This is a genomic window from Nostoc sp. (genome assembly GCF_036917195.1).
Lineage (GTDB): Bacteria > Cyanobacteriota > Cyanobacteriia > Cyanobacteriales > Nostocaceae > Nostoc.
Window position 1 is genome coordinate 88,989 of the sequence record NZ_JBALDG010000075.1, and the last position, 13,798, is coordinate 102,786.

General features: G+C 42.0%; 11 protein-coding genes. 7 read left to right on the top strand and 4 right to left on the bottom strand.

Annotated features, from left to right (window positions below):
• The first annotated feature begins 196 nt into the window (after positions 1-196).
• Positions 197-3,745: an NB-ARC domain-containing protein gene (locus V7K40_RS25910; protein ID WP_334964818.1), complete on the top strand. Its 3,549-nt coding sequence runs from the start codon at positions 197-199 to the stop codon at positions 3,743-3,745.
• Positions 3,746-3,754: 9 nt separating this feature from the next.
• Here V7K40_RS25910 and V7K40_RS25915 read toward each other — a convergent pair whose 3' ends face one another.
• The 3 genes from V7K40_RS25915 to V7K40_RS25925 all read right to left on the bottom strand — a co-directional run bounded on the left by V7K40_RS25915 (position 3,755) and on the right by V7K40_RS25925 (position 7,834).
• Entirely contained in the window at positions 3,755-4,729 is a 975-nt protein-coding gene (locus V7K40_RS25915; RefSeq protein WP_334964820.1) for an SGNH/GDSL hydrolase family protein, read from the bottom strand.
• 192 nt (positions 4,730-4,921) lie between these two features.
• Complete coding sequence (locus tag V7K40_RS25920) at positions 4,922-6,061, bottom strand: 3-oxoacyl-[acyl-carrier-protein] synthase III C-terminal domain-containing protein (RefSeq protein WP_334964822.1); 1,140 nt, start codon at positions 6,059-6,061, stop codon at positions 4,922-4,924.
• Between the two features lie 18 nt (positions 6,062-6,079).
• Complete coding sequence (locus V7K40_RS25925; protein ID WP_334964824.1) at positions 6,080-7,834, bottom strand: ScyA-related TPP-binding enzyme; 1,755 nt, start codon at positions 7,832-7,834, stop codon at positions 6,080-6,082.
• Positions 7,835-8,211: 377 nt separating this feature from the next.
• On the opposite strand from V7K40_RS25925, the gene V7K40_RS25930 reads away from it, so the two are divergent.
• The 5 genes from V7K40_RS25930 to V7K40_RS25950 all read left to right on the top strand — a co-directional run bounded on the left by V7K40_RS25930 (position 8,212) and on the right by V7K40_RS25950 (position 12,409).
• Positions 8,212-8,907 (top strand): haloacid dehalogenase type II, encoded by a 696-nt coding sequence (locus V7K40_RS25930; RefSeq protein WP_334964826.1) that lies wholly within the window; start codon positions 8,212-8,214, stop codon positions 8,905-8,907.
• 102 nt (positions 8,908-9,009) lie between these two features.
• On the top strand, positions 9,010-9,696 hold the full coding sequence (locus tag V7K40_RS25935; protein ID WP_334964828.1) for a glutathione S-transferase: 687 nt from the start codon (positions 9,010-9,012) through the stop codon (positions 9,694-9,696).
• 128 nt (positions 9,697-9,824) lie between these two features.
• Positions 9,825-10,430, top strand: a complete 606-nt coding sequence (locus V7K40_RS25940) for a CDP-alcohol phosphatidyltransferase family protein (RefSeq protein WP_334964830.1) — start codon at positions 9,825-9,827, stop codon at positions 10,428-10,430.
• Between the two features lie 286 nt (positions 10,431-10,716).
• Complete coding sequence (locus V7K40_RS25945) at positions 10,717-11,346, top strand: hypothetical protein (protein WP_334964832.1); 630 nt, start codon at positions 10,717-10,719, stop codon at positions 11,344-11,346.
• Positions 11,347-11,695: 349 nt separating this feature from the next.
• Positions 11,696-12,409: a 2OG-Fe(II) oxygenase gene (locus tag V7K40_RS25950; protein ID WP_334964834.1), complete on the top strand. Its 714-nt coding sequence runs from the start codon at positions 11,696-11,698 to the stop codon at positions 12,407-12,409.
• A gap of 27 nt (positions 12,410-12,436) precedes the next feature.
• On the opposite strand, the gene V7K40_RS25955 is transcribed toward V7K40_RS25950, so the two are convergent.
• On the bottom strand, positions 12,437-12,781 hold the full coding sequence (locus tag V7K40_RS25955) for a hypothetical protein (protein ID WP_334964836.1): 345 nt from the start codon (positions 12,779-12,781) through the stop codon (positions 12,437-12,439).
• A 106-nt stretch (positions 12,782-12,887) separates the two neighbouring features.
• Here V7K40_RS25955 and V7K40_RS25960 point away from each other — a divergent pair, with 106 nt between their 5' ends.
• Positions 12,888-13,643, top strand: a complete 756-nt coding sequence (locus V7K40_RS25960; protein WP_334964838.1) for a phosphocholine cytidylyltransferase family protein — start codon at positions 12,888-12,890, stop codon at positions 13,641-13,643.
• Positions 13,644-13,798 lie beyond the last annotated feature (155 nt).

Below are 13,798 nucleotides of genomic sequence, written 5' to 3' on the forward strand. Positions count from 1 at the left end.
CAAGCGATGTTGACTTACCGAGACGAGTGGATTGCCAAAGGTGGTTTTCATTAGTGAATATTTTAGTAATATACCTGTTTTAAATCTTCTGCAACATAAGATTATTCGTTTGTTATAGCTATCACCTCATATCTATAGCAACCTAGTAGATAATTCCTTTTAATCAAAGGTGATTACACGAACAGTGAGTTAATATATGACTTTACAGAATTGGAGACGTAAGCGTGGCGTTGCACTTACTACCAAGGGTTTACAAAAAATTAAGGAAGCAAAGCATCAGTCAGAAGCAAAGGAAAATTTTGGAAACAGGTACACTCTTGAAGAAATGAGTGCACGCTCTGGGTTATATTCTGCTACCATCTCGAAAGTATTGAATCAGGAAGGAGGAGTTGACAAACAGACTATTGAAAAGCTTTTTTCGGCTTTTCACTTAAAAATAGATAAAAGTGACTATTCAAGCTCAAATACTCGTCTAGATTGGGGAGAAGCTATCTTTAACTTAGTTTTTTATGGACGTACAGAAGAACTTACTACCCTAGAGGAATGGATTCTCAATGAGCATTGCCAATTGGTGGCACTATTGGGAATAGGAGGCATTGGTAAAACGGCGCTGTCTGTAAAGCTTGCTCAAAAAATTCAGGAAAACTTTGATTATGTGATCTGGCGATCGCTACGAGAAGCTCCACCTGTTAAAACTATTTTAAGTAACCTGATTCAATTTCTATCTGACGAACAGGAAACAGAAGGTAACTTACCGGAAAGCTTTAGCAATCGGGTATCGCGACTACTCTATTATTTGCAAAATCATCGCTGTTTGGTGATCCTTGATAATGCAGAATCAATTCTCCGCAGTGGTAGCCGCGCCGGACTTTATCAAGAAGGATATGAGGAATATGGTGAGCTTTTAAAACGGGTAGGAGAAGCAATTCACCAAAGCTGCTTAGTGCTGACTAGTCGTGAAAAACCAAAAGAAGTGGCATTATTGGAAGGACAAGCACTACCTGTTCGCTCATTGCCACTGAGTGGCTTGAAGGTGCTAGAAGGCCAAGAAATCTTGAAACTCAAAGGGGTATCGGTGGCAGAGGATGAATGCAAAGTAATGATTGAACGTTATGCAGGCAATCCATTAGCCTTAAAGATAGTTGCCACGACCATTCAAGATATCTTTGATGGTAGTATGACTGAGTTTTTGCAACAAGATACGTCTGTCTTTGGAGATATTCACGATATTTTAGAGCAGCAGTTTGAGCGCTTGTCAGATTTAGAAAAGGACATAATGTACTGGCTAGCGATTAATCGGGAGTCGATTACACTCTCAGAATTGCGCGAAGATATTGTATCACCAGTACCACAAGCAAAATTACTAGAGGCTGTAGAATCTTTAGGAAGGCGATCGCTAATCGAGAAGGCTACGCCTACGCTCATTGAAAAAACTGGATCACTTTTTACGCTCCAGCCTGTAGTTATGGAGTATGTGACTAGTAGCTTGATAGAAAACGTCTGTGAAGAGATTGTCACTCAGAATATTGATTTATTCAGATGTCATGCTCTGATGAAGGCAATGGGTAAAGACTATGTTAAGGACACTCAAATTCGCCTTCTCATTAAACCAGTGATAGATGGGTTGCTTAATATCTTAAGAAGTAAAATAAAAATTGAAAATCAGTTAATTCAAATTCTTACAAAACTACGAGAAGAATCTCCTCTAGAACCAGGGTATACGGCTGGCAACATTCTCAATCTGCTTTCTCATCTAGAAACTGATCTGAGTGGCTATGATTTTTCTCACCTGACTGTTTGGCAAGCAGACTTGCGAAGTGTGAATTTGCATAATGTAAATTTTGCTCATGCCAATTTGGCTAAGTCTGTTTTTGCTGAAACCCTGGCTGGTATTCATTCTGTGGTATTCAGCCCTGATGGAAAACTTTTGGCTACGGGGGATACTAATAATGAGATTTGCTTGTACCAAGTTGCGGATGGGAAACAACTGCTTACCTGCAAAGGGCACACGGGTTTTATCTGGCCAGTTACCTTTAGCCCTGATGGTCATATTCTTGCCAGTGGAAGTGATGATCAAACAGTTAAGCTGTGGGATACTCGCACTGGGCAATGCCTAACCACCTTAAATGAGCATAATGGTGGAATTTGGTCAGTCGCCTTCAGTCCACAAGGTACTATACTTGCCAGTAGTAGTGAAGACCAAACAGTAAAACTGTGGGATACCAGCACCGGGCAATGCTTTAAAACTTTGCAGGGACATAGTAATAGCGTTACATCAGTCGCCTTCAGTCCTCAAGGTACCACGCTTGCCAGTGGCAGTGATGACAAAACTGTGAAGTTATGGGATACTAGTGCTGGACAATGCCTCAATACTGTGCAGGTTGATAATAGTGGGAGTCGGTCAGTCGCCTTCAGCCCTGATGGTAAAACTCTGGCTATTGGTTGTCATGATAAAACAGTGAGGCTATGGGATCTCGTTACAGAGCAATTTGTTCAGATTTTGCAAGGTCATACTGACTGCGTTAATTCAGTAGTCTTCAGTTCTAATGGTAAGACGCTAGCAAGTAGCAGTGATGACCAAACGGTGAAACTGTGGGATATTAATACGGGTCGTTGTTGTACAACCTTACAGGGACATAGTAGCAGAATACCGTCAGTTGCTTTTAGTCTAGGAGGAACGAAACTAGCAAGTGGCAGTGAAGATCAAACAGTAATGCTTTGGGATATTAACACTGGTAAATGCCTCAAGATATTGCAAGGTTATTGTAATGGGATTTGGTCAGTCACCTTCAGCTCAAATGGTCTTGTTATTGCCAGTGGCAGTAATGACCAAAAGGTTAAGCTATGGGACGCTATTACTGGTAAATGCCTCAAAACTTTTCAGGGACATAGTAATCGGGTTACATCAGTCGCTTTTAGTTCGGATAGTCAAATACTTGCTAGTGGTAGTGAGGATCAAACAGTGAAACTCTGGGATGCTAGCACTGGTAGATGCCTCAAAACTTTTCAGGGACATAGTAATCGAGTCACATCAGTCGCCTTCAGTCCAGACGGTCATATGCTAGCCAGTGGTTGTCAAGACCAGACAGTTAGGCTGTGGAATATTAAAACGGGCCAGTGCCTCGATATTTTGCAAGGGCATATGCATTGGGTATGGGTGGTCGCCTTCAGCCCAGATGGTCATCTGCTAGCCAGTGGTTGTCATGACAAAATAATAAGGCTATGGGATGTCGCTAGTGGTCGTTGTCTTCAGACTCTGCATGGTCATAATGATTGGATATGGTCACTTACCTTTAGTCCTGATGGTCGAATGCTGGCAAGTGGTAGCACTGATCAAACAATCAAGCTGTGGAATGTCAGCACAGGTCAGAATATTGAAACTTTAAAGGGACATACTAGTTCAGTATATTCAGTTGCCTTTCTAGATGCTTGCATATTGGCAAGCGGTAGCGGTGATCAAAATGTGAAACTATGGGATGTCACTACTGGCATCTGTGTAAAAACTTTCTTGGGACATTCTAAGTTAGTCTGGTCAGTAGCTTTTAGTCCCGATGCTCAAACCTTAGTTAGTGGTAGTCAAGATGATACGATTAAGCTTTGGAATGTCAACACAGGTGAGTGCTTGAAAACTCTTAAGAACTCTAACCTTTATGATGGCATGAATCTTAGTGGGGTGACGGGTTTAACTGAGGCTCAAAAAATTACTCTGAAAGATTTAGGGGCATTTGAGAATAAAGAGGACTAACACAGATAGCTATTTGTATTTCAGAAGTAAAACTCTACCTAAAACACCAAAAGCCAATACTCCTAACACATTAGAAGGTTCAGGAACAGACTCTGGCTTCAGTACTGAAAATGCAGATTCTCCAATAAGCTGATGAGCTGCGGTTGTAGGATGAACTGGGTCCCAAAATAAAAACTCGTCTGGATTACAGGCGACTGGTTGGGTAGGCAAATTTAAGGGCACTACTGATAAGTCTTGTATGCAATAGTTGGTAGCATTTGTCAGGCCGAATTCGCTTGGTTCGGCGATTATCCTACTAAATAAGTCATTAACATTGAGAGGAATGATGTTTATATCAGGGTCTAGTTGCTGGTTCAAAAAGTTGATGGTCGCGTTTAAGCCAGAATTATGTGCATTGGTCAACGTACTGAATAAGCTGGGTATTTGACTATTAAAGTTTGCAACTGGAAACTTTCCCAAATTTGGCTGGTTAACTACCATAATATCTTGAGCGCCTATGGCAGCAAGCGATGTCACTGCTGCTGATACATTTGCAACTGCCTGATTAGGGTTGGGAACACCCCCTGCAAAGTAACTGAAGTAATCATTAGCACCAGCCCACACAATATAAAGGGCGTTGGGATCAGCAGACGGATTTTCTGCTGTAAAGCTAGCGATTTGCTGTTGCAATCCGGGTAACCCAGGAACGCTAATGTTATCGACTCCGGTGGTAGCCCCTCCAAAGGCAAAGTTGGTGCGAGGATTGAAGGATAATCCTAAGTCTTGTGCCAGATATTCTACCCAAACTGGACCATTGGAAAAACGTCCATTAAAGTATGTTGAACTTGGGGGAAAAGTTCTATTTGTAGCATTGAATGCATTTCCTGTATCAGAAAAGCTGTCGCCAAAAACATAAATATCATCATAATTCTGTGCCGCTGAGATTTTAAGCGGAAACATGAAAGACAATAAGAGAAATCCTGTCGTCAGAATTGTTTTTTTCATTTAACTATTGACTATGCTTTAGATTTTGGTAGGTATCTTAGAGGATGTTTGAAAAGTCCTCTTGTCGGTATCAAAAGTTCTAAATCTCCCTTAAAAAAGGGTACTTTGATTCCGGTTCCCCCCTTTTTTAGGGGGGTTAGGGGGGATCTAAAAGTGCCTAAAGTCACAGCGAAACACTTTTCAAACAACCTCTTAGCAAGGAATGATACTTTTAGTTTCGGAACTTTTGACTATCGAATCAGTTTCATTGACCGGAACAGGACCTAGCGCCACATTGCTCCAGCGGATCACACTTGCAGAGGCAGAACTGGCTGCGCCAAAGCCATAGATCAAAACCAAGTCATTTTCGCGAATTTTGCCCAGATGAGCAGCGTGGTACAAATTGGCTACAGTTAGTGCTGGCCCAATGTTTGCATAGAGAGGGTAGACATTAATTGTGCGCTCTGGGTGAATGCCCAGTACACGCGTACAGAAGCTTGCAAACCAAGCAGAGGCTGTATTGAAAATAAAAAAATCAATTTGCTCCAAGGTTATACCTGCAGCTGAAATAGCGCCTTCGCAACAAGTATGCAGAAGACTTGCGGCTGTTTCACTGATCACCTTATTTGTGCCCTTGGTCACCTGCATACGGAGCTGCTGCTTGCCCTGTTCATCCTCCATAAGTTTAAAAAAGAATTGATCGCACAAAATGCTGGTATTAACAGTCTTTGTGCCTAGTATACCCTGATTCGGTTTGAGCGAACTAACTACAAAAGCTCCGGCACCGTCGCTAAAAAACCATGAGAGAGTATCATTTTCATCGAAAAAGCGAGAGTAAGTACATGATATTACCACTAGCGCATTGCGGTATCCTCCAGCTTGTACCAAGGCACAGGCAGTTTGAAGGGAAACTGGGGTACTGGCACACGTTGCATCGAGATTCCATGCGCCACACTGTAGTCCCAGTTGACGAGCAAGGAAGGCAGCATTGCCAAATCCAATTTGTTCAGGTAAGAACGAGGCGACGAGCAAGAGATCTACGTCGTCGGTAGAAAGCTTTGCCGCATCGAGAGCATCCTTTGCTGCACGATACTCCAGCGTCAGCGACGACTCACCTAGACTTAGCACCCGCCTTTCAACGGTGCCACGAAACGGGTCTGACAGATAGGGCATCATCTCTAATTCAAACTCGTTGCTGGGTATGCCTCCTACGAGCGAGAACATCTTTGCTAAGCTTTTTTGCTCAGCCTGAGTGACTAGCTCAGGGTATTTTTCTACGTAATAATCATTTCTACGTATAACGCTTGGAAAGCTCACGGCGAGTGAGAGAATACCTACTGGAGGATACACCATATCCAATCACCTAGTTAATTAAGTCTTAGTACCTTGCGAAATCAGACTCTGATTGCGACTCTCGGAGGGTGGTATCTGAGTGGGGTCGATGAGTACGTCAACCACGAATGGACTGCTCACTGCCATCGCTTTCTCCAGTACAACTTGGATGTCGGACTCTTTTTCAAGACGTATACCATCAGATCCCATACCTTGGGCAATCTCAACAAAATTCGTCGGCGTAATCTTCGCATCCACTCCCTTAAAATTCAGCAGCGTCAATCCCTGGTCACACATGTTGTAGTACGAGTCGTTAAGTACAATCCAGACAGCAGAAATTTTGTGTTGCACAGCTGTGCTTATCTCGTTATTCATGAGCATGGCACCATCCCCAACAATAGCAACAGCCTTACCATTCCTTGCCAGTGCCGCACCCACAACGCCCGTAACGAAATGCCCCATAGACCCGAAGCCAGTACTGACGCGAAAGCGGCCTGGTTTAGTAAATCGCAGATGGTGAATTCCCCAGGCAAACGAGTTACCCGACTCAGCCATCACTACTGCATTGCTTCCTTCAACAATCACCTGCTGAATCGCATCCATAAGTACTTTAGGTCGCACTAAACCTCTTGTACATGGCTTGATTAAATCAAGTTCAGGTCGAGGTAGCGTTACCGCCATTGAGCGACTATTACTTACAGAAAAATGCTTCAGCAGTTTTTTCATAAACACTTTTACATCAGACTGGACAGCAAACGTCTCGGCATATGGATACGCTGCTCCTGGTACATCTGGGTCGATGTCAATATGCAAAAATCCTCGCTGGGGGATCATCGTAGGGTTCCAGAACGAGGTAAACTCACCAAGGCGCGTTCCCAGAACCAAAGTATGCAAAGGACAGTACTCCTGCATATATGTCAAAACAGACTTGTGTCCAGCAAAGCCTGTGACTCCTACAAATTGTGGATGATCTTCGGGAAAAATCCCCTTACCACGCGGCGAACACATTACCGCAGCCCCTGTTCTCTGAGCAAGTTGGCGAATCTCTTCGGCAGCATCGCGCGCACCGAAGCCAACCCAGATGGCAAAGGGTCCTTCAGACAGTAACCGGACACATTCTGCGATTGTTTCCTCACTTGCTTTTGCCACAGCATAAGACAGAGTTACTTGTGGCAACGAAGTTCTTAGTAAACTTGTCTGGATATTTGTTGGGATACTTAGATACGCGACGAATCCTCCTGGTTGTGCCAGCCCGAGGGCAAGCCTTCGAGAAATCTCTGTGAGTTCATCGCTACATTCGAGAGTAGTCGCGTAATGGAATATTTGCCCCGAAGTAAAAATACTTGTGCTGGGCATAGTGTACGCGCTGGTTTCTTGGAAAGCCCAACGTCCCCGCTGTGGTGTCGAGGTTGAAGCTGACACAAGAATAACCTTAGCGCCCTCCCAACGGGCAGCTAATAGCCCTGTCAAAGCATTGGTGATCCCTGGACCCGCTGTAGTGAATACCACAACCGGGCGATCGCTAGCAAAGTGCGCCTCAATAGCCGCAAAAGCAGCTCCTGCTTCATGACGAAAGTGCAGCACCTGGATGGAACTTTGGTGTAACGCAGCCCATACTGGGGCGATCGCACCTCCCGAAACACCAAAGGCATACTCCACTCCCATATCTGCCAGGATTTTTACTACTGCCTCTGCTACCGAAAAAGTTACGGATGGCTTGCTATGAGATGGCTGTTGAGTTGAGTTTAATTGTTCAGTGGTATTCGCTTGTCTATCGTGAAATTTAACATTCATACAAACATTTTAGGTATAACTCCTTATATCAGATAATATTATTCCACACTCGAAGTAAGTCGGCGTAAATATTTTTCGTTTAAAAAAGGCAGCAAGCAGCTATGCTGGAGGCAACATTTAAAAGGGTTTTAGCCTACTTCATCTTTATTAAGATAGTTTAGTTTTTTTGTGCCCATCTACTTGCTTATCTTCACACAGTTTGGTATTTTATTGTCTACCTACTTAAACTCTGCTTTGATATAGAAAAAATGTTCAGAGACTTTAAGAGCGGCAAATGTGGCGATGCCTGCGGCGGGCTGCGCCAACGCAGATGGGTTCACCCGTCTTTTGGTTTGTGAAAACTGAACACTATTAATTAAGCTCTGGAGTATAAAAAGGTGATTAAATTAAATCAGTACAAAGTTTTAACTTTCGATTGTTATGGAACCCTGATTGATTGGGAGAACGGCATCTTAGGGGCACTAAAGCCACTTCTGCTGGCACATAACACTAATTTGGATGACGATCAAATTCTGGAACTTTTTGCTGAATTTGAAGCAGAAGTGGAAAAAGGGGAGTATATCAAATATCGAGAAGTTTTGCAGATAGTAGTCCAGAAATTTGGTGAGCGATTGGGCTTTGAGCCAACTGCTGACGAACTAAATTCACTTGCTGATTCGATTCAGTATTGGCTGCCTTTCCCCGATACAGTTGAGGCACTTAAAACCCTCAAGCAAAACTTTAAGCTGGTAATTATCTCAAATGTCGATGACGATCTCTTTGCTTTCTCAGCAAAGCATTTGGAGGTGGAATTTGACCAGATAATCACAGCAGAACAGGCAAAAAGCTACAAACCCTCCTTAAACAACTTCAGACTTGCTATTGACAGAATTGATTTGCCGTTAGAACAGATATTACATGTTGCTGCTAGTGTATATCACGATATCGTTACAGCCAAATCTCTGGGATTATCAACAGTCTGGGTAAACCGTCGAGCAGACCAACAAGGAGTTAGCGCCACAGAATCAGCAATAAGTCAACCTGACTTAGAAGTGCCGGATTTAAAGACTCTCGCTGCTTTGAGTTCACTCTAGACATTTTGTCACGTTTCTAAAGCTACCTTTGGTGCGATCGCCACAAGACTCAAGACAAACCAGCAGATAGATGAACAGTAGGGGAACTGATGATAGGTTGAGATGAGCAAAAGCTCCTATCAACCCCATTGTCAAAAAGTAGCAATTATGATCGTTGTCCATCATCTCAACAACTCGCGATCGCAGCGTGTGCTATGGTTACTCGAAGAATTAGGTATCGAATACGAGATTAAATTCTACGAACGCGACCAGAAGACGATGCTGGCACCGACATCGCTGCGTGAAATCCATCCGCTCGGCAAGTCACCAGTGATCACAGATGCAGACCTCACTGTTGCAGAGTCGGGCGCTATCATCGAATATATATTGGATCGTTACGGCAATGGTCGGCTAATCCCGCCATCTGGAACGCCGGAGCGTCTGCGCTACACCTATTGGATGCATTACGCCGAAGGCTCTGCAATGCCACCTCTGGTGATGAACCTCATCTTCAACAATTTTGGTATAGGAGACAGCAACGTAAACGACAAATTTATCGCACCCCAGATCAAGCTTCACTTTGACTACATAGAAGGTGAACTTCGTAAGAGTACATGGTTTGTAGGCGAAGAATTTACTGCCGCCGATATCCAAATGAGCTTTCCTCTGGAAATAGTCGCTATGCAAGCTGAACTCATCTCAAGCCGACCAAAGATTAAGCAATTTGTCGAGCGCATCCATGCACGACCTGCTTACGAACGCGCCCTTGAACGTGGAGGCGCATACGACTTCGCCAAAAGCATTCAATAATTCACTCAACTAAGAACCGCTATATCCTAAAACTGCCAGTTATTAAACAAAAATCTGTATTTCTAGCTAGATGTGGTAATCGTAAATGTTATATGTATTCAAAGACCATATCAAATTCAAGTTCATCTATGATCACTAAGCCTTGGGATGCTCAACTTGCTTACTGGCTAGTTAAACCTCTAAAAGACAGTTGGGTAAACCCCAATCATCTCACGACAGTGCGACTTGTGACAGGGTTGGTGGCTGCGGTAGCGATTGCAGTTGGCGATGCGATCTGGGCTAATATTGGCGCAGTGCTATTTGCTTTATCCAACTTTCTAGATCACACAGACGGGGAATTAGCTCGTTTGAGTGGGAAAAGCAGCAAATGGGGACATCAATATGATCTCGTTAGTGACGCCATCATCCACATTCTTTTGTTTGTGTGTATTGGATATGGTCTTAGGGAAGGAAAATTTGGTTGGTGGGCGTTACTAATGGGGATAGCATCTGGTGTGTCTGTTGCTTGCATCTTTCATTTGCGAAACCAAATGGAACAGTGTTTAGGTAAAGACGCCAGCCGTCAACCAAATTTCGCTGGGTTTGACATTGAAGACGTGCTGTATTTGTTTCCCATAGTTACCTTACTGCATGGACTAGAGCCGTTACTAATGGCAGCTACAATTGGGGCACCAACTTTTGCTATATGGGTAATTTGGCAATTTTGGGCACTCCCGCAGCCTGAATCAAACTAGTATAAGGGACTGACAAAAATTAAATTACTCAATTCCTGTAATCCAATACGACTATCCGATTTCTTTTCCCCCTGCTCCCCCTGCTCCCCCTGCTTACCAAAATGATTGATTATTTTTTTATTTGGAAGTCGCTAACGGGGCATGGGGCAGAAAGCTAATAAAACAGGCTTTTTAGCTTTCTTGAATGCATTATCAAATTTTGCGATCGCACCTCCTAAACTTGGTAACAGTACTTACTTGTTTCATTTAAACATGATACTATTATTTTATTAAAAGTTTTATCATTATGCCAAAATCAATCTTTCAACATCTGGTCGATAGTGTGAATAAAGATTATGAAGATACCTATGCATATGTAGGTAAAAACTTTGATTTTATCCGCGAACTGATTGATAAAATCGCTTTACATATTGAATGTACTCCAGGAAAAGATATATATATTGTTGATGAAAAAGGCTCTAAAATTGCTCCTTATAATTTTATTCAAGATGCTATTATTGTAGATAATGAATGTTTTTTTAGTTTCAAATTAGTGATTTCTGCACCCAATATAGGTTTTAATATTAGTAGTTGTGGGAAAAGCTTTTTTAATAAAAATTTAGTACCGCCTTCAGGAATTGCTATGTATATCTCTATTAAACAAGAGGATGATATTTTTATTATTATAGCACCATCGATAAAAGAAGAAAAAGTAGTTACTGAAACTTTTAAAATATATTCTGATAATCCTTTATGGACTGATTTACTTGAATCAGTTACTCAAGTAATAATAAACTTTTCAAAAAAAGACCTTAAATATAGAATTAATCAGTTATTTGAAAAATCATCTCAACAATTAAAACCAAAAGGTTTTAATGTTACCCCTGACATAAAGATTATTAACACGTCGGTAACCCAGGACAATAACGATCTGTAATTGCGGTGGTATCTAAAAAACTTTTTGTAAACAGAATAAATTATGTTGAGCGTAAAAGTGCGATCGCATTTATTAAACATGTTACCAAGTTTAGAGTGAAATTATAATCAGCGTAAAGAATGAAGGATAGAGTTACACTCCTCAGATAAGTAAAACAAATCCATGCAGTTTGAAAACCCCTTGATAGAGTAAGCAAGTGGCTTTTATCATATATAAGCAGAGATTATGAAATTTGTGATAGCAAATATCAAGCAAGGATGCAACTATGAAGGTTGTGGGTATTGTGTGACAATTACTAGAGTGAATGGTATGTTTATTTTTGCAATCTTGTATTAATATCAAATTATCAATGGAGCTTCAAACTGAAATTGATAAAGCTATAGCAACTGTTGATTACCAGAAATTTCAAGCTGAGTTTCAGGCTCAAAATGAATTTTTGGTGGTTGAGAACTTTCTTCCTAACTCCATCATTGAGAAATTTTTGGCGCTGTTGCCATCTTTGCAACCTGCTATAAACCGCAACTATATTCCCAATCATAAAAAGGGCGGTAGTATCAGCCGCTATAGTTTAGACAGCCTAGCTCCGATTTTTGGAGAGTTTTATCAACTTAGTGCCTTTTTCGAGTTTCTCAACAAAATTACGGCAGAAAAACTCCTTCCCTGTCCTGATGCTGATCCCCATACTTACGCGTTGTACTACTACACTGAGCCTGGAGACCATATCCAGTATCATTACGATACCTCTTACTATCGCGGGAAACGTTATACAGTGTTGCTTGGTTTAGTTGATAATTCATCCAGTAAGCTGGAATATCAACTTTACAAGGATATTCCTGAACGGGAGACACAAACGCGATCGCTCTCCTTAACCCCTGGTACTATAGTCTTATTCAATGGTGACAAACTTTACCACAGAGTTACTCCTTTGGGTGAAAATGAACAGCGCATTGTCTTAACTTTGGAATACGTCACCGACACCAACATGGGTATGTTAAAACGTTTTGTCTCGAATATGAAAGATGCGATCGCCTATTTTGGTTTTCGCCAGGTGTTTCGCAGTTGAGGTAACTAGTACCCTGCCTTCTGCCTTCTACCTATATTCTCCAATCACCTCGATTTTACCCACAATGTTGCTGTTTAACTCTTCCAGTTCTTCGGCTGGAATCCACCATTCTGTATGATATGAAGCCCCAACTTGATGAACTTCATACTTATCCATGAAAACTTTCTTAACCTCAAACCGTGTAACATAACCTACGCCACTGTCCCTTATATTCCATTTAGTCGCAATTTCCTGGGCATACTGCTCGTTTGTAACTGGGTAAAAAATTGGCTGTTCAGGTAGTCTCGGTGGCCATTTGGTGTAGTCGCTTTGCTTAACTAGTTCTAGCTCTTTTGGGCCAGTGGGGCGATACAGAGTTACTGTTTCTTCCATGTTAAGAATTAATTAACAAATATTGTCTTGAGCAAAAAACAGTCATTATAAAATACGGGAAAATTTCCAGATTTCCTGGTGTTATAGCTTTGTTAGTGACTTGACAATGAAGGCAATTATATTAGCTGCTGGCGTTGGACGACGCTTAGGTAAAGATGGGCAAATCCAACCCAAATGCTTACTGAAATTTAACGGCAAATCTCTATTAGAGCGCCATTTGAACTATCTCCGTCATTACCAGATTGACGAAGTAGTGATTGCTGTGGGTTACCAAGCACAAAGAATTCAGGAGGAAATCAAAGCATTAGGAGCGGAAAATTGGGTCAGTACAGTTTATAATCCTGACTACACTAAAGGTAGTGTGATCAGCCTTTGGACTGTACGTCAGCATCTAGTCGCTGGCGATGACATATTATTAATGGATGCAGATGTTTTGTACGATCGCCGTATCATCGAACGACTGGTAAAGACAAATATCCCCAACTGCTTTTTACTGGATCGAGATTTTGAACCGGGAGATGAACCTGTAAAGCTTTGCGTCAGAGATAATTATTTAGTGGAGTTTCGCAAACAAATAGCTTTTGGTTTGGTTTATGATTTTGCAGGTGAGTCAGTGGGATTCTTTCGTTTTGGAAGTGTTGCTGCTCACCAGATTGCTACTCGCACAGAACAGTATGTTGCAGACGGACGACATGATGAACCTTATGAAGAAGTCATTCGGGATCTACTATTAGAAACTCCCGAAAAATTTGGCTACGAAGATATCACTGGTTTACCTTGGCTCGAAATCGATTTTCCACAGGATATTCAACGTGCCCAAAACGAGATTTTACCTCAGATAGAAGTTGTAGAAAATGTCTGAAAATATTTTAATTTGTAGCAGTTATCGTTTGGATACATTACAGTCTGACCTCTCTCCTAAAAGGAGAGAGGCTTTGAATCTTACCCCCCTTCCCTTGCAGGGAAGGGGCTAGGGGTTAGGTTTGTATTCCATGCAATTGAGAACCGCTATATTAT